The organism is Rhizobium oryzihabitans, from assembly GCF_010669145.1.
Classification (GTDB): domain Bacteria; phylum Pseudomonadota; class Alphaproteobacteria; order Rhizobiales; family Rhizobiaceae; genus Agrobacterium; species Agrobacterium oryzihabitans.
On the sequence record NZ_CP048632.1, the window covers coordinates 823,300 to 842,321 of the forward strand.

General features: G+C 58.8%; 19 protein-coding genes and 3 tRNA genes. 2 read left to right on the plus strand and 20 right to left on the minus strand.

Annotated elements, in window-relative coordinates:
- Positions 1 to 75: 75 nt before the first annotated feature.
- From G3A56_RS04485 to G3A56_RS04570, 18 genes are all read right to left on the minus strand, one after another.
- Positions 76 to 1,587, minus strand: coding sequence for an NADH-quinone oxidoreductase subunit M (locus G3A56_RS04485; RefSeq protein WP_082184148.1), 1,512 nt, complete (start codon positions 1,585 to 1,587; stop codon positions 76 to 78).
- Positions 1,587 to 3,584 carry an NADH-quinone oxidoreductase subunit L gene (nuoL, locus tag G3A56_RS04490; RefSeq protein WP_082184147.1) on the minus strand — a complete coding sequence of 666 codons (1,998 nt, stop codon included), beginning with the start codon at positions 3,582 to 3,584 and terminating at the stop codon, positions 1,587 to 1,589. Before nuoL ends, G3A56_RS04485 begins: the two co-directional genes overlap by 1 nt.
- Before the next feature lie 7 nt (positions 3,585 to 3,591).
- The gene (gene nuoK, locus G3A56_RS04495; RefSeq protein WP_003496445.1) at positions 3,592 to 3,900 is read right to left on the minus strand and encodes an NADH-quinone oxidoreductase subunit NuoK; all 309 of its coding nucleotides are present in this window, start codon (positions 3,898 to 3,900) and stop codon (positions 3,592 to 3,594) included.
- A gap of 29 nt (positions 3,901 to 3,929) precedes the next feature.
- Positions 3,930 to 4,544, minus strand: a complete 615-nt coding sequence (locus G3A56_RS04500) for an NADH-quinone oxidoreductase subunit J (protein WP_082184146.1) — start codon at positions 4,542 to 4,544, stop codon at positions 3,930 to 3,932.
- Positions 4,545 to 4,679: 135 nt separating this feature from the next.
- Positions 4,680 to 5,171: an NADH-quinone oxidoreductase subunit NuoI gene (nuoI, locus tag G3A56_RS04505; protein WP_003496449.1), complete on the minus strand. Its 492-nt coding sequence runs from the start codon at positions 5,169 to 5,171 to the stop codon at positions 4,680 to 4,682.
- A gap of 36 nt (positions 5,172 to 5,207) precedes the next feature.
- Complete coding sequence (gene nuoH / locus G3A56_RS04510; protein WP_003496451.1) at positions 5,208 to 6,254, minus strand: NADH-quinone oxidoreductase subunit NuoH; 1,047 nt, start codon at positions 6,252 to 6,254, stop codon at positions 5,208 to 5,210.
- 13 nt (positions 6,255 to 6,267) lie between these two features.
- Entirely contained in the window at positions 6,268 to 8,349 is a 2,082-nt protein-coding gene (nuoG, locus tag G3A56_RS04515) for an NADH-quinone oxidoreductase subunit NuoG (protein WP_082184145.1), read from the minus strand.
- Between the two features lie 150 nt (positions 8,350 to 8,499).
- Complete coding sequence (gene nuoF / locus G3A56_RS04520) at positions 8,500 to 9,804, minus strand: NADH-quinone oxidoreductase subunit NuoF (RefSeq protein WP_003496455.1); 1,305 nt, start codon at positions 9,802 to 9,804, stop codon at positions 8,500 to 8,502.
- Between the two features lie 10 nt (positions 9,805 to 9,814).
- The gene (locus G3A56_RS04525; RefSeq protein ID WP_082184144.1) at positions 9,815 to 10,912 is read right to left on the minus strand and encodes an NADH-quinone oxidoreductase subunit E; all 1,098 of its coding nucleotides are present in this window, start codon (positions 10,910 to 10,912) and stop codon (positions 9,815 to 9,817) included.
- Positions 10,913 to 10,928: 16 nt separating this feature from the next.
- Entirely contained in the window at positions 10,929 to 11,189 is a 261-nt protein-coding gene (locus G3A56_RS04530) for a hypothetical protein (RefSeq protein ID WP_003496459.1), read from the minus strand.
- Complete coding sequence (locus G3A56_RS04535; RefSeq protein WP_003496461.1) at positions 11,189 to 12,379, minus strand: NADH-quinone oxidoreductase subunit D; 1,191 nt, start codon at positions 12,377 to 12,379, stop codon at positions 11,189 to 11,191. The genes G3A56_RS04530 and G3A56_RS04535 overlap by 1 nt, the downstream gene beginning before the upstream one ends.
- A gap of 1 nt (position 12,380) precedes the next feature.
- Complete coding sequence (locus G3A56_RS04540) at positions 12,381 to 12,809, minus strand: GFA family protein (protein ID WP_082184143.1); 429 nt, start codon at positions 12,807 to 12,809, stop codon at positions 12,381 to 12,383.
- Positions 12,806 to 13,408 (minus strand): NADH-quinone oxidoreductase subunit C, encoded by a 603-nt coding sequence (locus G3A56_RS04545; RefSeq protein WP_035217676.1) that lies wholly within the window; start codon positions 13,406 to 13,408, stop codon positions 12,806 to 12,808. Before G3A56_RS04545 ends, G3A56_RS04540 begins: the two co-directional genes overlap by 4 nt.
- A gap of 20 nt (positions 13,409 to 13,428) precedes the next feature.
- Positions 13,429 to 14,013 carry a NuoB/complex I 20 kDa subunit family protein gene (locus G3A56_RS04550; protein ID WP_003496467.1) on the minus strand — a complete coding sequence of 195 codons (585 nt, stop codon included), beginning with the start codon at positions 14,011 to 14,013 and terminating at the stop codon, positions 13,429 to 13,431.
- Positions 14,004 to 14,369, minus strand: a complete 366-nt coding sequence (locus tag G3A56_RS04555; RefSeq protein WP_003496469.1) for an NADH-quinone oxidoreductase subunit A — start codon at positions 14,367 to 14,369, stop codon at positions 14,004 to 14,006. The genes G3A56_RS04550 and G3A56_RS04555 overlap by 10 nt, the downstream gene beginning before the upstream one ends.
- A 435-nt stretch (positions 14,370 to 14,804) precedes the next feature.
- Positions 14,805 to 14,881, minus strand: a tRNA-Asp gene (locus G3A56_RS04560).
- A gap of 40 nt (positions 14,882 to 14,921) precedes the next feature.
- Positions 14,922 to 14,998, minus strand: a tRNA-Asp gene (locus G3A56_RS04565).
- Between the two features lie 99 nt (positions 14,999 to 15,097).
- Entirely contained in the window at positions 15,098 to 15,403 is a 306-nt protein-coding gene (locus G3A56_RS04570) for a hypothetical protein (protein ID WP_164055980.1), read from the minus strand.
- 41 nt (positions 15,404 to 15,444) lie between these two features.
- Between G3A56_RS04570 and G3A56_RS04575 the strand changes: the two genes are divergently transcribed.
- Both G3A56_RS04575 and G3A56_RS29290 read left to right on the plus strand, forming a co-directional pair.
- Positions 15,445 to 15,520 (plus strand) — tRNA-Val (locus G3A56_RS04575).
- A gap of 321 nt (positions 15,521 to 15,841) precedes the next feature.
- Positions 15,842 to 15,976, plus strand: a complete 135-nt coding sequence (locus G3A56_RS29290; protein ID WP_003496477.1) for a hypothetical protein — start codon at positions 15,842 to 15,844, stop codon at positions 15,974 to 15,976.
- A gap of 210 nt (positions 15,977 to 16,186) precedes the next feature.
- On the opposite strand, the gene G3A56_RS04580 is transcribed toward G3A56_RS29290, so the two are convergent.
- Both G3A56_RS04580 and hupB read right to left on the minus strand, forming a co-directional pair.
- Positions 16,187 to 18,385, minus strand: a complete 2,199-nt coding sequence (locus tag G3A56_RS04580; RefSeq protein WP_082184141.1) for an esterase-like activity of phytase family protein — start codon at positions 18,383 to 18,385, stop codon at positions 16,187 to 16,189.
- A 354-nt stretch (positions 18,386 to 18,739) separates the two neighbouring features.
- Positions 18,740 to 19,015, minus strand: coding sequence for a DNA-binding protein HupB (gene hupB, locus G3A56_RS04585; protein WP_003496481.1), 276 nt, complete (start codon positions 19,013 to 19,015; stop codon positions 18,740 to 18,742).
- Between the last annotated feature and the right edge of the window lie 7 nt (positions 19,016 to 19,022).

The following is a 19,022-nucleotide window of genomic DNA, read 5'->3' on the forward strand; positions in this document are numbered from 1 at the left end:
AAGGATCAGCTCGGGCGTCGCGATGTGCAGACTGGCAAAAAGAATTTCAGCGGTCATGTCCAACGGGTCCTGTCGTCAATTCATAGTGAGCGCAACATTTTGCGCCGCCTGCAATGCAGCCGTATAGTTGTTTACCAGAAGATCGACCGATGCGGCGGTGGCATCGAACACCGGCGCCGGATAGACGCCGAAGAAGATCGTCAGGACGACCAGCGGATAAAGGATGACCTTTTCGCGGGTCGACAGATCGAGCATCGCCTTCAGGCTTTCCTTCTCGAGCGCGCCGAAAATCACGCGGCGATAAAGCCACAGCGCATAGGCGGCCGAGAGGATGACGCCGGTTGCCGCAAACAGCGCGACCAGCGTGTTGGCGCGGAATACGCCGATCAGCGTCAGGAATTCACCAACGAAGCCGGAGGTGCCGGGCAGACCGACATTGGCCATGGTGAAGATCATGAAGGCAACGGCATATTTCGGCATGTTGTTCACGAGACCGCCATAGGCCGAAATCTCGCGAGTGTGCAGCCGGTCATAGACAACGCCGACGCAGAGGAAGAGCGCGCCCGAGACGATACCGTGCGACAGCATCTGGAAGATCGCGCCCTGCACGCCCTGAACGTTGGCGGCGAAGATGCCCATCGTGACGTAACCCATGTGGGCAACGGAGGAGTAGGCGATCAGCTTCTTGATATCGTCCTGCATCATCGCGACCAGCGAGGTGTAGATGATGGCGAGAACCGACAGCGTGAAGACGAAGGGAGCGAAATAGTCCGACGCCAAGGGGAACATCGACAGCGAGAAACGGATGAAACCGTAACCGCCGAGCTTCAGCATGACACCGGCAAGGATGACCGAACCGGCGGTCGGCGCCTGCACGTGGGCGTCGGGCAGCCAGGTGTGGACCGGCCACATCGGCATCTTGACCGAGAAGGCCGCGAAACAGGCAAGCCACAGCCAGGTCTGCATACCGGCCGGGAAGCCGTATTTCAGAAGTTCCGTCATATCAGTCGTACCGGACTGCCAGTACATCGCCATGATGGCGAGCATGGTCAGAACCGAGCCGAGCAGCGTGTAGAGGAAGAACTTGTAGGAGGCGTAGACGCGATCCTTGCCGCCCCAGACGCCGATGATGATGAACATCGGGATCAGCGTCGCTTCGAAGAAGACGTAGAAGAGAACCGTATCCAGCGCCACGAAGACGCCGATCATGACGACTTCCAGAAGCAGGAAGGCGATCATGTATTCCTTGATGCGCTTTTCAATCGAATCCCAGCTTGCCAGCACGCAGAAGGGCATGAGGAAAGTGGTGAGGATGACGAACAGCATGGAGATGCCGTCGACGCCCAGATGGTAAGCGGCGATGTTGCCGAACCAGGCGTGCTTTTCCACCATCTGGAAACCGGGGTTCGAATTATCGAAGCCGATCCAGATGAACAGCGACACCAGGAAGGTGAAAACGGTCGTCAGCAGCGAGACGTTGAGAATGTTGCGGCGACCGAAGGGGCCGTTCTCATTGGTCAAGAGCAAGAGCACCACGCCGACGAGCGGCAGAAAGGTGACCGTTGAAAGAATGGGCCAATCGGTCATCAGAGGGCACTCCCGAGCATCATCCAGGTGACAAGCGCCGCGATGCCGATCAGCATCGCAAAGGCATAATGATAAAGGTAACCGGATTGCAGGCGGACCATGCGGTTGGTCACGTCAACCACACGCGCTGCAATGCCGTTCGGTCCATAATGGTCGATGACGGCGACGTCGCCCTTCTTCCACAGGAAGCGGCCGAGCGCCTTTGCGGAACGAACGAAGAGGAAGTCGTAGAGTTCGTCGAAGTACCACTTGTTGAGAAGGAACTGGTAGAGGCCACGATGGGTCTCGGCCAGACGCTTCGGCGTCTCGGGCGACTTGATATACATGTACCATGCGGTCACGAAACCAAGCGCCATGGCGAAGAACGGGCTCCACTTGACCCACAGCGGCACGTGGTGGAATTCCTCTAGGATTTCGTTGCCGGGAAGCGTGAACAGGGCACCCTTCCAGAATTCGGCATATTCCTCGCCGAAGAAGTAACCTTCGAAGGCCACACCGGCGAAGATCGCGCCGATTGTGAGGATGAAGAGCGGGATCAGCATGACCATCGGCGATTCATGCACGTGGTGCATCACATCGGCCGAAGCGCGCGGCTTGCCGAAGAAGGTCATGAAGGCCAGACGCCAGGAGTAGAAGCTGGTGAACAGGGCCGCGATGACCAGCAGCGTGAAGGCGACGCCCGAGAGAACCGAATGCGAAGCATAAGCGGATTCGATGATGACGTCCTTCGAGAAGAAGCCGGCAAAACCGATCATCGTGCCCGGAATACCAACGCCGGTCAGCGCCAGGGTGCCAACGGTCATGGTCCAGAAGGTGAGGGGGATATGCTTGCGCAGGCCACCCATGTAACGCATGTCCTGCTCGCCATCGACGGCATGGATGACCGAGCCGGCGCACAAGAACAGCAGAGCCTTGAAGAAGGCGTGCGTGAAGAGGTGGAACACGGCAGCACCATAAGCGCCGACGCCGAGCGCCACAAACATATAACCGAGCTGCGAGCAGGTCGAATAAGCGATGACGCGCTTGATATCGTTCTGTACGAGACCGACGGTCGCCGCAAAGAAGGCGGTGATCGCACCGATCAGCGTCACGACAGTCAGCGCATCATGCGACAGTTCAAACAGCGGCGACATGCGGGCAACGAGGAAGACGCCGGCGGTAACCATGGTTGCAGCGTGAATGAGGGCGGACACCGGGGTCGGGCCTTCCATCGCGTCCGGCAGCCAGGTGTGCAGCAGGAACTGCGCCGATTTACCCATCGCGCCCATGAAGAGCAGCAGGCAAACGCCCGTCATCGCATTGGCCTTGTCCAGCTGCATGCCGAACAGGTTGATGACGGTTTCGGTGGATGCGGCACCTTCGGCCGGCAGATAGGTGCTGGCGGCAGCGAAGATCGTTTCGAAATTGATCGAGCCGAACAGCACGAACACGCCGCCAATGCCGAGGATGAAGCCGAAGTCACCGACGCGGTTGACGATGAAGGCCTTCATGGCGGCAGCCGATGCGGACGGCTTCTTGAACCAGAAACCGATCAGCAGATAAGACGCCAGACCCACGCCTTCCCAGCCGAAGAACATCTGCAGCAGGTTGTCGGAGGTCACCAGCATCAGCATGGCGAAGGTGAAGAGCGACAGATAGGCGAAGAAACGCGGACGATGCGGATCGTGGTGCATGTATCCGATCGAATAGAGGTGCACCAGCGTCGAGACGGTGTTGACGACGACGAACATGACGGCCGTCAGCGTGTCGATGCGGAATGCCCATTCGACGTCGATGCCGCCGGACTGGATCCAGCGCAGCACGGTGACCTTGATCACCTCGCCCGGCTCGCCATGGGCAAGCGCGACGGTGAAGAACACGATCCAGGACAGGATGGCGACCACGATCATCAGACCGGTGGTGACATATTCCGAAGCCTTGGCGCCGATCGAACGGCCGAACAGGCCGGCGATCAGGAAGCCGATCAGGGGAAGAAAGACGATAGCCTTGTAGATCATAGCCTTATCAGCCCTTCATCATATTGACGTCTTCGACGGCGATCGATCCGCGGTTGCGGTAGAAGACAACGAGTATTGCAAGACCGATGGCCGCTTCGGCGGCTGCAACGGTCAGAATGAACAAGGCGAAGACCTGGCCGACAATGTCGTTCAGGAAAGCCGAAAACGCCACCATGTTGATGTTGACCGCAAGCAGGATAAGCTCGATCGACATGAGGATGACGATGACGTTCTTCCGATTGAGGAAGATGCCGAAGATGCCGATCGTGAAGAGGATCGCGCTGACCGTCAGGTAGTGGGAAAGACCGATTTCCATATTCTGTTTCCTTGGATCCGTTCGCGCCTTCAGATGCCCTGGCCCGGCTTGACCTTGACCGTGGTAACGGCGGTCTTCGGGTCACGGCCAACCTGCGTGGAGATATCCTGCCGCTTGATGTCGGTGCGATGACGCAGCGTCAGCACGATGGCGCCGATCATGGCCACCAGCAGCACGAGACCGGCGAGCTGGAAGAAGTAGACGTAATTGGTATAGAGCACGTCGCCGAGGGCTGCGGTGTTGGTGCGCTCGGTGACCGGCGGGATCGGCATGGTGATCGATTTCGCCGCCTGCGGGTTCAAGACGCTGCCGCCGACAACGACGATCAGCTCAGCCGCAAGGATCACACCGATCAGCGCGCCGACCGGGGCATATTGCAGCACGCCGGAGCGCAGCTCCGCGAAATCCACATCCAGCATCATGACGACGAAGAGGAAGAGCACCGCCACGGCGCCGACATAAACCACCAGCAGGATCATGCCGAGGAATTCGGCGCCCGTCAGCAGGAACAGCGCGGCTGCGTTGAAGAAGGTCAAAATCAGAAACAGCACCGAATGAACAGGGTTCTTCGATGCGATGACCATGAACGCAGACGCCACGGCGACGAAAGCGAATATATAAAAGAATACAGCGTGCAGACCCATCTTGGTGCCTTCTTGTCCTCATCGGGCAAAGATGGCTCGAAGGCCCCTCACCCGTTTCGTCCCCGCCGGCGAAAACCGCGCAGGCATTTTACTTTTCATCGCTCTCCGGGGTCTCCCCGGAAAGACGGTTGCGCCTTAACGGTAAGGCGCATCCAGTGCGAGGTTGCGCGCGATTTCACGCTCCCAGCGGTCGCCATTGTCGAGAAGCTTCTGCTTGTCGAAATAAAGCTCCTCGCGGGTTTCCGTCGCGAATTCGAAGTTCGGGCCTTCGACGATGGCATCCACCGGGCAGGCTTCCTGGCAGAAACCGCAATAGATGCACTTCACCATGTCGATGTCGTAACGCACCGTGCGGCGGGTGCCGTCATTGCGGCGCGGGCCGGCTTCAATGGTGATCGCCTGAGCGGGACAGATAGCTTCACACAGCTTGCAGGCGATGCAGCGTTCTTCACCGTTCGGATAACGGCGCAGTGCATGTTCGCCGCGGAAACGCGGAGAGACCGGGCCCTTTTCGAAAGGATAGTTCACCGTTGCCTTCTGTTTGAAGAAGTGGCGCATCGTGAGCAGGATCGCGCCCACGAACTCCTTGAGGAACAGTGAATTGACGGCTTGGGAGAGGCTTGCCATCTCAGTCTCCAGATTTCTGAGCGAGGAGTACGGACATCAACCGGCCCACCCCGTCAGCTTCAATACGAATGCAACAATAACGACCATGGCGAGCGACAGAGGCAGGAACACCTTCCAGCCGAGACGCATGAGCTGGTCATAACGGTAACGCGGAACGAAAGCCTTGGTCAGAGCGATCATGAAGAAGACCATGCAGCCCTTCAGCGCGAACCAGACAATACCCGGAACCCAGTTCAGGAACCACACATCCACGATCGGCAGCCAGCCGCCCATGAACAGGATCGTCGTCAGGCAGCAGATCAGGACGATCGCAGCATATTCGCCGAGCATGAACATCATGTAAGGCGTGGAGCCATATTCGACCATGTGACCGGCAACCAGTTCCGATTCCGCTTCCGGAAGATCGAAGGGCGGACGGTTGGTTTCGGCAAGGCCCGAAATGAAGAACACGATGAACATCGGGAACAGCGACAGCCAGTGCCAGTCGAGGAACGAGGCAGGCAGGCCGAGCATGGTACCGAGGCCGGTCTTCTGGGCCAGAACAATGTCCGTCAGGTTCAGCGAACCGACGCAAAGCAGAACGGTGACGATGACGAGGCCGATCGACACTTCGTAGGACACCATCTGCGCCGCCGAACGCAGCGCGCCGAGGAACGGGTACTTCGAGTTCGAAGCCCAGCCGCCCATGATGATGCCGTATACTTCAAGCGAAGAAATCGCGAAGATATAGAGAATGCCGACATTGATATTGGCGACGACCCAGCCTTCGTTGAAGGGAATGACGGCATAGGTGGCGAGCGCCAGCGTCACCGCAACCAGCGGCGCCAGAAGGAAGACGGCCTTGTTGGCGCCGGCCGGAATGACTGGTTCCTTCAAGATGAACTTCAAAAGGTCGGCAAAGGACTGAAAGAGACCGAAGGGACCAACGACGTTCGGACCACGGCGCAGCTGCACGGCCGCCCAGACCTTGCGGTCAGCGAGCAGCAGGAAGGCGATGGCCACCAGAAGGCAAACGAGAAGCAGCAGGGACTGGCCGACCATGATCAGCGCGGGCCAGACGTAGCTCCAGAAAAACTGTTCCATAAATCCCCTACCCTTACTCTGCCGCAGCCTGGAAATTGTTGCGGGCCAATGCGGAGCACTCGGCCATGACAGCGGATGCGCGCGCAATCGGGTTCGTCAAATAAAAGTCTTTAACCGGCGAGGCAAACGCCGACTTGTTGAGCGAGCCGGTCTTGGCAGCCAGCGCTTCGATATCCGTGGCCGTGCCGGCGACGATCTCGTCGGTTTCCGCAAGATGCGGATGCGCGACATAGAGCTGGCCGCGCAGGGCAGACAGCGAATCGAACGGCAGCTTCTTGCCGAGAACATCGGAAAGCGCACGCAGGATCGCCCAGTCTTCGCGGGCTTCGCCCGGTGCGAAACCGGCGCGGTTGCCCAGCTGCACGCGGCCTTCGGTATTGACCCAGATACCGGATTTTTCGGTATAGGCCGCACCCGGCAGGATAACGTCGGCGTTCATCGCGCCCTGGTCGCCATGGCTGCCGATATAGACGGTGAACTTGGCGCCCTTGTTGGAAAGGTCGAGTTCATCGGCGCCGAGCAGGAAGAGAACATCCATGGACGCGACCATTTCAGCGGCGGCAACACCGCCCTCGCCCGGCACGAAGCCGATATCGAGACCGCCAACGCGGGCAGCGGCGGTGTGCAGAACCGAGAAACCGTTCCACTCTTCGCTGACAGCACCGACCGAAACGGCGAGCTTGGCAGCGGCAGCGAGCACGGCGGCACCATCGGCGCGGGCAAGAGCACCCTGGCCGATGATGATCAGCGGGTTCTTGGCGGACTTCAGCTTGTCGACGAAGCTGTGCGAACCGTTGGCCAGATCGGACAGCGTTTCAGCGCCGGAACCGAGATATTCGTAATTGTAGCGCAGTTCGCCGGCTTCACCGATCACGCCGATCGGGAAACCGCCGCGACGCCAGCGCTTGCGGATGCGGGCGTTGAGCACGGCCGCTTCGTAGCGCGGGTTGGAACCAACGATCAGCAGGGCGTCGGCCTGCTCGATACCTTCGATGGTGGAGTTGAACAGGTAGCTGGCGCGGCCGAGCGACGGATCGAGTGCAGCGCCATCCTGACGGCAATCGACATTGGCCGAGCCGAGCGACGCCAGAAGCGACTTCAGCGCGAACATTTCTTCAACGGAGGCCAGATCGCCGGCAATTGCGCCGATCTTGCTGCCGGATGTTGCGGCAACCGCCTGCTTGATCGCACCGAAGGCTTCGCCCCAGCTTGCGGGCTGCAGGCGGCCATCCTTGCGGACGTAAGGGCGGTCAAGGCGCTGTGTCTTCAGGCCGTCCCAGATGAAACGGCTCTTGTCGGAAATCCACTCTTCATTGATCGCCTCGTTGACACGCGGCATGACGCGCATGACTTCGCGGCCACGGGTATCGACGCGGATGGCCGAACCGAGCGCGTCCATCACGTCGATGGTTTCGGTCTTGTTCAGTTCCCACGGACGGGCGGTGAAAGCGAAAGGCTTGGAGGTGAGCGCGCCGACCGGGCAGAGGTCAACAACGTTGCCCTGCAGCTCCGAGGTCATGGCCTGCTCGAGATAGGTGGTGATTTCAGCATCTTCACCGCGGCCGATAAGGCCCAGTTCGGCAATGCCGGCCACTTCCGTGGTGAAACGAACGCAGCGCGTGCAGTGGATGCAGCGGTTCATCACCGTCTTGACGAGCGGGCCGATATATTTGTCTTCAACCGCGCGCTTGTTTTCTGCGTAACGCGAACCGGCGATACCGAAGGCCATGGCCTGGTCCTGCAGGTCGCATTCACCGCCCTGGTCGCAGATCGGGCAATCCAGCGGGTGGTTGATGAGCAGGAATTCCATCACGCCCTCGCGGGCCTTCTTGACCATCGGCGTGTTGGTGAAAACCTCAGGCAATTCACCGTTCGGGCCGCCGCGAACATCGCGAACGCCCATGGCGCAGGATGCGGCAGGCTTGGGCGGTCCGCCCTTCACCTCGATGAGACACATGCGGCAGTTACCCGCGACCGACAAGCGCTCATGAAAACAAAAGCGCGGAACTTCAGCACCAGCCTCCTCGCACGCCTGCAACAGCGTGAAATGATCCGGAACCTCGATCTCTTTACCGTCAACCTTGAGCTTTGCCATGGTCCTACTTACGTCCTGTTGCCTGTTCGTCCCATGTCTCACACGGTCCGCAACAAATCCTTAATCACGCCCGGCACTCGTGTCGTCTGCCAGACGCTTCATGGTGTCGCGAGGCCGGAAAATTCCGGCTCCGCTCGAAGCCTTCTATGCTTATTCAGCGGCTTCCAGAACAGCGCCATCATCCATGGCCCTGTAGGTATATTGGTCGATGCGCTTTTCGATTTCCGGACGGAAATTGCGGATCAGCGCCTGTACCGGCCATGCGGCGGCGTCGCCGAGCGCACAGATGGTGTGGCCTTCGATCTGCTTCGTCACTTCGAACAGCATGTCGATTTCGCGCTTCTGAGCATTGCCCTTGACCATGCGCTCCAGCACGCGCCACATCCAGCCGGTGCCTTCGCGGCACGGCGTGCACTGGCCGCAGCTTTCATGCTTGAAGAAGGCCGCGATGCGAGCAATCGCCTTGATGACGTCGGTGGACTTGTCCATGACGATCATGCCGCCGGTACCGAAGGAAGACTTCACTTCGCGCATGCCGTCGAAATCCATGATGGCGTCCTTCATGTCCTCACCGCGAACGATGGGGCAAGATGCGCCGCCGGGGATGACGCCGAGCAGATTGTCCCAGCCGCCGCGAATGCCGCCGCAATGGCGCTCGATCAGCTCACGGAAGGACAGGCCCAGCGCATCTTCGAAGGTGCAGGGACGCTCGACATGGCCTGACACCATGAACAGCTTGGTGCCGACATTGTTCGGACGGCCGATGGACGAGAACCATGCAGCGCCACGGCGCAGGATGGTCGGCGCAACGGCGATCGATTCAACATTGTTGACGGTCGTCGGGCAGCCGTAGAGACCCATATTGGCCGGGAACGGCGGCTTGAGGCGCGGCTGGCCCTTCTTGCCTTCGAGGCTTTCGAGCAGAGCTGTCTCTTCGCCGCAGATATAGGCACCCGCGCCATGATGGACGTAGATGTCGAAATCCCAGCCGTTCTTGTTGTTCTTGCCGAGCAGGCCGGCATCGTAGCACTCGTCGATGGCCGCCTGCAGCGCCTCACGCTCGCGCATATATTCGCCGCGAACGTAGATATAGGCGGTATGCGCGCCCATGGCGAAACCGGCGATAACGCAGCCTTCGATCAGCGTATGCGGATCGTTGCGCAGGATTTCGCGGTCCTTGCAGGTGCCGGGCTCGGATTCATCGGCATTCACGACGAGATAATGCGGACGGCCGTCATTTTCCTTTGGCATGAAGGACCACTTGAGACCCGTCGGGAAGCCAGCGCCGCCGCGACCGCGAAGGCCTGATGCCTTCATCTCGTTGATGATCCAGTCACGGCCCTTTTCGATGATCTGCTTGGTGCCGTCCCAATGGCCGCGCGCTCTCACGCCCTTCAGGGACTTATCCTTGAGGCCGTAGAGATTGGTAAAGATGCGATCCTGATCTTTTAACATGCTTCACCTCTTACCGCGGCTTCTTGCCGAAGACCCTGATATACTCGGCTTCGCCACCCTTGGCGAGCGCCTCGGCCTGCTTGATCCACTCGTCGCGTTCGATGCGGCCCTTGAAATTCAGATAACCGTCAACCCAGTCGCATTCGGCCTTCTTCCAGCCCGCGACCTGCGCGAAGGTGAAGATGCCGAGCTCATGCAGCGTGCCTTCGATCTTCGGACCGACGCCGGAAATGAGCTTCAGGTCGTCAGGCGTTGCGGGCTTCTCGATACCCGCCGGACGATCCTTGGAATCGAGCGACGGCTTCGCAGATCCCGAAGCTTCCTTTTCGGCGGCCTTGACGTTGGCTTCCGCAGCCTTCGGCTCGTTTGCCGGCGTCTTCAGCTTCGGATCTGTCTCCGGCGCATCGGTCTTCGGCTTGGCGGCATTGGACGGCGGAACCGGTGCGGCTTCCGCAGGCACTTCGGCCGGCTTGTCGAGATTGGAACGATCCGGCTTGATCTCTTCCGTCAGCGTCGTCAGTCCACCGACTGGAACCGACTCGTGACGGTCGATCTGCGGGCCGGTCTTGACGGTGTCGCCCTTGCCCGCTTCGAACGTGTCGATGATCTCTTCCAGACGCTCTGGCGTCAGGTCCTCATAGGCATCCTTGAAGATGATGACCATCGGCGCGTTGACGCAGGCGCCCTGACATTCCACTTCTTCCCAGGAGAGCGTGCCGCTCTCATTGGTGTGCAGCGGATCGTGGTGGATCTTCTTGCGGCAGACATCCATCAGCGCTTCCGAGCCGCGCAGCATGCAGGGCGTGGTGCCGCAGACCTGAACGTGGGCGCGCGTGCCAACCGGCTTCAGCTGGAACTGGGTATAGAAGGTCGCCACTTCCATGACGCGGATATAGGCCATATCCAGCATGTCGGCGATCTTTTCGATGGCGGCGCGGGTAACCCAGCCGTCCTGCTCCTGCGCACGCATGAGCAGCGGGATGACCGCCGATTGCTGGCGTCCCTCGGGATATTTCAGAATCGTCTTCTCAGCCCATGCGGTATTTTCCGCATTGAAGGCAAATGCCACGGGCTGGAACTGATCTTCGGCTAGTCGACGAACGGACATACTTCCTCACGCCTTTTCAGTTTAACGTCTCACAACGCGATCTCGCCACCGTGACGAATTCGCAGGCGTAAGCCGCCTTGTCTTTCTGCATGAACACGATGAACTTGCTGCCATTGGGAACCGAGGCCTTGATCTCGAATCCCGAAGACAGAAGCTGCTTGATAGTGGAACCGCCGCCGCTCGACAGCGATACGCCGCCCTCGTCCGTCGCCGTCTGGGCGAGAACGGGGGTCGACATCGCAGCAAGAAAAGCCGGAATGGCGAGCGGCAGACGCATCAGCGGTCGACCTCCCCGAACACGATGTCGAGGGAGCCGAGAACGGCTGTAACGTCGGCAAGCTGATGGCCCTTGCACAGGAAATCCATAGCCTGCAGGTGTGCGTAACCCGGAGCGCGGATCTTGCAGCGGTAAGGCTTGTTCGAACCGTCTGCGACCACGTAAACGCCGAACTCGCCCTTCGGCGCTTCGACGGCGGCGTAAACTTCGCCGGCCGGAACGTGATAACCTTCGGTGTAGAGCTTGAAGTGGTGGATCAGCGCTTCCATCGAACGCTTCATCTCGCCACGCTTCGGCGGAACTACCTTGCCATCGAGCGAGGAGACAGGGCCGATGCGGTGCTTGCCAGAAAGAAGATCGACGCACTGCTTCATGATTTTCACGGATTCGCGCATTTCCTGCATGCGGATCAGGTAACGATCATAGCAGTCGCCGTTCTTGCCGACGGGAATGTCGAATTCGAGATCGGAATAGCACTCATAGGGCTGCGCGCGGCGCAAATCCCAGGCAGCGCCCGAGCCGCGCACCATCACGCCCGTGAAACCCCAGGCGAAGGCGTCTTCAAGCGAAACGACGCCGATATCGACGTTACGCTGCTTGTAGATGCGGTTATCGGTCAGCAGGCCCTCGATATTGTCGAGAACGGTGAGGAACGGGTCGCACCACTTGCCGATATCATCGACCAGTTCCGGCGGCAGGTCCTGATGCACGCCGCCCGGACGAACGTAGGCCGAGTGCATGCGCGCGCCGCAGGCGCGCTCATAGAACACCATCAGCTTTTCGCGTTCTTCGAAGCCCCAGACCGGCGGCGTCATCGCGCCGACGTCCATAGCCTGCGTCGTCACGTTCATGATGTGCGACAGGATGCGGCCGATTTCCGAATAAAGCACGCGGATCAACTGACCGCGCATCGGAATTTCGAGGCCGAGCAGCTTTTCGACGGCGAGCGCGAAAGCGTGTTCCTGGTTCATCGGCGCGACATAGTCGAGGCGGTCGAAATAGGGAACGGCCTGCAGATAGGTCTTGGTCTCGATCAGCTTTTCGGTGCCGCGGTGCAGAAGACCGATATGCGGATCGACGCGCTCGACGATTTCGCCGTCCAGTTCCAGAACCAGACGCAGCACGCCGTGCGCGGACGGATGTTCCGGACCGAAGTTGATCGTGAAATTGCGGACGTTATGCTCAGTCATTCTAGTGCTCCGCCGAGGTGATCATGGCGATGAATTCGGGGCCGGTCATGTTCTGCGTGGTTTCGGCGAAAGAATAGCTCGAAGGCTTCTCATCCGTGAAAATCTGCGACGCGAACTTGAAACTGGAAGGGTTGTCGAAAGCCTGCAGCGAAACGGCAAAATGCTTGCCGTCCTTGGAACGCCACATCAGCGTGCTGCCGCAGGTCTTGCAGAAGCAGCGCTCACCCCATTCCGACGAGGAATAGACGCCGAGGTTCTCTTCGTTTTCGACGGAGATATCAGCGCATTCGACAGCCAGAAACGCACCGCCGGACCAGCGGCGGCACATGGAGCAATGGCAAACGCCAAATTCACGGGCACCGATCGCGGCCTTGAGGCCGACGGCGCCGCAAAGACATTGCGCATGCTCTGTCGCGGGGGCTTGGCTCATTGCTTGGCCTTTTCGTCACCCGGGAGAACATATTCGGTTCCTTCCCATGGGGAGAGGAAATCGAAGTTGCGGAATTCCTGCTTCAGTTCGACCGGTTCATAAAGAACCCGTTTCAGTACGTCATCGTAACGTACTTCCACAAAGCCGGTAACCGGAAAATCCTTGCGCAGCGGATGGCCTTCGAAACCGTAATCCGTGAGGATACGGCGAAGGTCCTTGTGGCCTTCGAACGGAATGCCATACATGTCCCAGGCTTCGCGCTCGAACCACTCGGCACCCATGTAAACGGAGGTCGAAGACGGCACGCCCTCGTCTTCCGCTACCTGCAGCTTGATGCGGACGCGCAGGTTCTGGCGCGGCGACAGCAGGTGATAGACGACATCGAAACGCTTTTCGCGCTGCGGCCAGTCAACGCCGCATATGTCGATGATGTTGACAAAACCGCACTGCACATCGTCACGCAGGAAGGTCAAAAGCGCGATCACACTTTCAGGCGTCGTGTTCAGCGTCAGTTCGCCATAGGCGATATCAGCCGACACCACGAGGGAACCGCGCGCTTCCTTAACGTAAGCAGCAAGATCGTTGAGAGCTTCGCTCATTCTTAATCCGTCCTTTGCCCTTAGCGCTCGATCGTACCGGTACGACGAATCTTCTTCTGCAGCAGAAGCACGCCATAAAGCAGCGCCTCCGCCGTGGGGGGACAGCCCGGAACGTAGATATCCACCGGCACGACGCGGTCGCAGCCGCGCACGACAGCGTAGGAATAGTGATAATAACCGCCGCCATTGGCGCAGGAGCCCATGGAGATGACGTAACGCGGCTCAGGCATCTGGTCATAGACCTTGCGCAGAGCCGGCGCCATCTTGTTGGTCAGCGTGCCGGCGACGATCATCACGTCCGACTGGCGCGGTGAGGCGCGCGGGGCGACACCGAAGCGCTCCATGTCATAACGCGGACCGGACGCCTGCATCAGGCCTTCGACGGCGCAGCAGGCGAGACCGAACTGCATCCACATCAGGGAGCCGGTGCGCGCCCAGGTGATCAGCTCGTCGGTCGAGGTGACGAGGAAGCCCTTGTCGGCCAGCTCGTCATTGATTTCCGTGAAGTAGGCATCGTTGCTGCCAACCGGCTTGCCGGTCGAGGGATCGATGATCCCCTTCGGCTGCGGCGCAACGAGCGTGCTGTTGTTCTGGCTCATGCCCATTCCAGCGCTCCCTTCTTCCACTCATAGATAAAGCCGATGGTGAGGACGAGAAGGAACACCATCATCGACCAGAAACCGAACCAGCCCATCTCACCAAAAGACACCGCCCAGGGGAAGAGGAAGGCGACTTCCAGATCGAAGATGATGAAGAGGATCGACACCAGATAAAAACGGATATCGAACTTCATGCGGGCGTCATCGAAGGCATTGAAACCGCACTCGAAAGCGGAGAGCTTTTCCGGGTCCGGCGCCTTGTAGGCGACAGCGAAAGGCGCAATGAGAAGCGCCAGGCCAATGACAAGAGCGATACCGATAAAGATTGCGATCGGAATATAGGAACTGAGGAGTTCAGTCATGGTCTCTTCCCTGTCCGGCCGGGTGCCGGACCTGCCTTTGGACCGAAAAGTCTCAAGGCGCACAAATATGTTGCAACGCCAAAGTGGTTAGCGCAGCCGCGCTCTCTCTGCAAGAGTTTAGGCACCATTTCAAGACACCTGCCGCATTGATTGGCAACAATATTGCCGGAATTGACGCAAATTTGGGCCACAATTCCGACCTAAGCCCCTCAAATACAATAATAATCGATTGAACGACGCAACCGCAAAAAAGTCACACGAATTTTACGGCAAAATGGCAACGAAGTGACGATCTGCGCCAATCGAAACTTGAGTATAAATGGCAGGAAAAATCGCGCTTGCGAGCGCGGGAATCATGGTCCGAAATGGCCAATAACGAGCCGCACAAACAGCGCGTCAATTCAGCTTTCAAAGGAGACATTTCAGGAAGAGAAATGGCGCGAGTGACGGGGCTCGAACCCGCGACCTCCGGCGTGACAGGCCGGCACTCTAACCGACTGAGCTACACCCGCGCTCCACAGACATTCATCTGCGTTTTTCCGAGGAACAGGATGGCGCGAGTGACGGGGCTCGAACCCGCGACCTCCGGCGTGACAGGCCGGCACTCTAACCAACTGAGCTACACCCGCTTATCCTGACGGACAGGACCTTGTCCCGCCGTACGAACCAGCCTCGGCTGTTCGTTGAGCGGCTAACTACGGCGTTCGTGCGGGGGTGTCAAGCAGGTTTCACGACAAAAGAATAAGCTTTTTCATTTTGATCGGGAAAAACCTGATGGCCATTGATAGGCGTTCCGGCAAACGCCCTGTTTTGCGGGCTTTTCCCAACGAAAACAAAAATCTTGTCCACAGCCGCGGGCGTCCGCAGGAAGATCCCCGTGCGTCGTTCGCGCTGGCTGCGGCTTCTGTTTTTGCCAAAAAGCCCGCAGTTCCAGCCTTTTGGCCGTCAGCCACGCATATACGAAAATACGACCCGGAAAAAAAACAAAAAAACTTCATAAAAGCCCTTGCGGTTTTTTTCCGATCCGAATACATCACGGCCACCGACGCGGCGGACATGATCCGCAGGACGCGAAGGGCGATTAGCTCAGTTGGTAGAGCGCCTCGTTTACACCGAGGATGTCGGGAGTTCGAGTCTCTCATCGCCCACCATTTTCCAAACTCTCCAAATTCCCAGGCAGTTAGACCGGACATTGTTCGGAACACGTTTTTCTTTGCCGCGAATTTCCGGCATTGAGAATCATCCCCTGCCCGCTGCAATCTGGCCTATTGCGGCCGGATTGACGTTCTGGGCGTCGGAATCGCTTTTTTCGATTTCCACCTAATCCAAATCGGCACGGATGTTTCATATTCCGACAATGGATTCTGATCTGTGTGCCACCCTGCAACATACGGGAAAATAAGCAGATTCAGACTTTTTAAAGGGATTTCAGGCAATGTTTTCGAGCCGTTTCATGATGAGCGGCAGAAATAATGGATGAAACCATGGTCGACGCGTTTGTAACACTCGCGCTTATTGCGCTGCCTGTTTATATTTTTTTCCGCTGGGTCCAGCAGGATTCGGAAAAAGACAATACTCCCAAAAGCAAGAATTCCATGGGGCGGTGATCCTTTGCGATCGGTTCGCGGCTTTTGCCTGGCGTCCCCCCCCCCCGGACAATCCCCCGATGACCGATAGCAAAGTGGCAATGCCGGTTTGACGGCCTGCATTGCGAAACATCGCGCCAGACAGGCACCTCCGTACAAGGGTTGCCTCTGCCGCATAAAAAAGCCGGGCTCATGCCCGGCTTTTCTCATTTTCGATGTCATTTGGAAGGATCAGTTGATCGCCTTCAGATCGACAGTGAAGAACAGCGTTTCACCGGAAGAATCGTCGACGCCGTCATTGTCGGTGACGGCATAGGCCGTTCCCGCCTTGTCGAAGGTGAAGCCTTCCAGCTTGTCGACGACATAACCATTGGTCTGGGCCTTGAGGTCGGGCAGGAAGTCATGCGCTTCCTGCTTGGCCACCAGCGGCAGCTCCCCGCCGATCTTGCCCGGCTTCAGGTCGGCGATCGCAACGCGGTAGAGCTTCTTGATCTTTGCCTTCTCGCCGATCTGGTTATCGCGCTCGACGATATACACATGCTCGCCCTGGGCGGTGATTTCGGAAAGGCCAACCCAGCCTGCCTCGGTCTTGTCGAGCGGGTAACGCACGGCGCCCCATTCCTTGGACTTCGGATTGTAGGAGACGAGCTTGACGAAGCCCTTCTCGTCCGTTCCCCATTCGCGCTGCACGGCCATCCACAGCGTGGTGTCGTCGCCCTTGCCGATCATGGTCACGCCTTCGAAACCGAAGCGGGTGTCACCGGCCAGCAGTTCCTTCGGCAGAGCGATTTCAGCCTTGATCTCGCCCTTGGCGTTGACGTTGTAAAGCGCATGCGGGACGAGCTTGGCGCTATCGCCTTCCGAAGCGAGCCAGAAGCCGCCCTTGCCATCGAGCGTGATGCCTTCGATGTCGAGTTTCTGGGCCGCGATACCGTCACGCTTAATGCGCAGGACGCTGGTGATGGTGGCAGGCTTCTTCGTCGCATCGATGGTGTAGATCGACGGCTGGTTGCCATAGACCGAGTCGGACACGGCATAGAGAATGCCGGGCTTCTCGGCATCGCCGACCAGACCGGAAAGAGCACCCCAGCCGATCGGGGCGCCGTCGACGGTGGCGGAGACGAGCTGCGGATAGGCAGCCGTGCCTTCAGCGCGCTCATAGATCATGACGTGCGAACGGGCACCGCCATCCTCAACCAGATCGACCTCGTTCGCGGTCACGAAAAGATTGCGCGACGGGATGGCGACAGCGCCTTCCGGCGAAATGCCAGACGGCAAAAGCTGCGTCAGTTCCGGCTCTTTTCCGGTGTCCTTGTAGACCGCGACGATGGAGCCACGCTCGGAAAGGACGAAGAAATACTTCTGATCGCCGAATGTCGCCGCTTCCAGGCCTTCCGGCTCGATGCCCTTGGCCTTGGAGCGCTTTTCCGGATAGTGGCCGATAGCCGCGACCGCATGTTCGAGCGAGGAGCCGGCTTCATAGAGGAGCTTGCCGGTCTTGTCGAAGATGGTGAAGCCGCGCGAACCGCCCTGCCAGTCACCTTCGTTGGCGATGACGATGCGGTCATTGTCGAGCCACTTCACGGCGTCGGGCTCGCGCTTGCGGCCTTCCTGCTTGTCAGTGAACTTCAGCTGGCCGTCGGACTTCGTATCGATGCCTTCCAGATCGACCTTGCCGGCGGAGAAATGCGTCTTCACCGTGCCGGTCTTGCCGTCGATGATGACGATATGGTTGTTTTCCTGCAGCGTGAGCGCGATCTCGCCATTTGCGTTGATCGACACGAATTCCGGCTCCGGATCTTCCGGGGCAATTTCAGCAAGGCCGGTCAGTTCGATCTTCTTCAGCGTCGCACAGTCGGCAACACCGTTTTTCAGGCCAACGGTGACCAGATAACCGGCAGGCATCTGCGGCAGGGCGCCTTCGTTCACCTCTTCGTCGCGCTCGTTTTCGATCGCGATAGCGGCAAAGGTCTTGTCGGGGGAAACGGCAACCGAATCGGGCTGACCGCCGAGATCACAGCTTGCTTCAATCTTCTTGGTGGCGATATCGACCGTGACCAGCTTGCCGGAGGGCTTGGCGCGGTTTTCCGACGTGTTGACGCCGGCCAGAACCTTGACGCCTGCAGCAGCAACCGAAGTCGGTTCGCCTTCAAGCAGCAAAGCGCCGCCGGCCTTGGGAGCCTTGGCGTCCGTGATGTCGATGAAGCCGATGCCGCCAAGCGGGCTGTCCGAATAGATCAGCGTCTTGCCGTCTTCGCTGGCAGTGACGATCTCAGCGGATGTGACGGACTTGGCGTCCTTGTCCGCGGGAAGGTTCTTCGCCACCGGAAACGATGCGATGCGGTTGAATACCGGCTCGGCCACAGCCGGAAAGGCTGCGGATGTGAGCAGAGCAGCGGTCAAAGCCATGTGAGAAAATCGGAACGCCATTGTAATCCCCCTTGGGTCCAGAAACACCCCATGGCTTCTGCGTCAAAGACATGACAGTGGCATGACATTTCATGTTGGAATCAAAAAGCCCGACCATAAAGGCCGGGCTTTCTTGTTTATGCGCACATTCCGCGTATCGGAACGCCGTGTGACCGGATGGGGGCTACACAGGCGCGCTCCCCTACTTTCAATTATCATCCTGCCGGTTGAAAAACTGGGCTGTCCGAAAAGAGCTTTTCGAAGAGCCGCCCGGTTTTCGGGCCGGCCTGATGGCGTCAGGGCGTCAAAACATGTTTCCTCGTGAACCTGAAAAGCCGCACGTCCGCCGCCGGGCGTTACGGCTTTCCGGAAACCTTACGAGTTGACAGCGTCCTTCAGGCCCTTGCCTGCGGAAAACTTCGGCACGTTGCGAGCCGGGATATCGACTTCAGCACCCGTGGAAGGGTTACGGCCCTTGGAGGCTTCACGGCGGCTAACGGAGAAGCTGCCGAAGCCAGCGAGACGGATGTCGCCACCGCTCTTCAGTTCGTTCTGTACGGTTTCGAATACGGCATCAACAGCGGAAGCAGCATCTGCCTTCGTGAGACCAGCCTTTTCGGCAACAGCAGAGACGAGCTCGTTCTTGTTCATGTTTCCA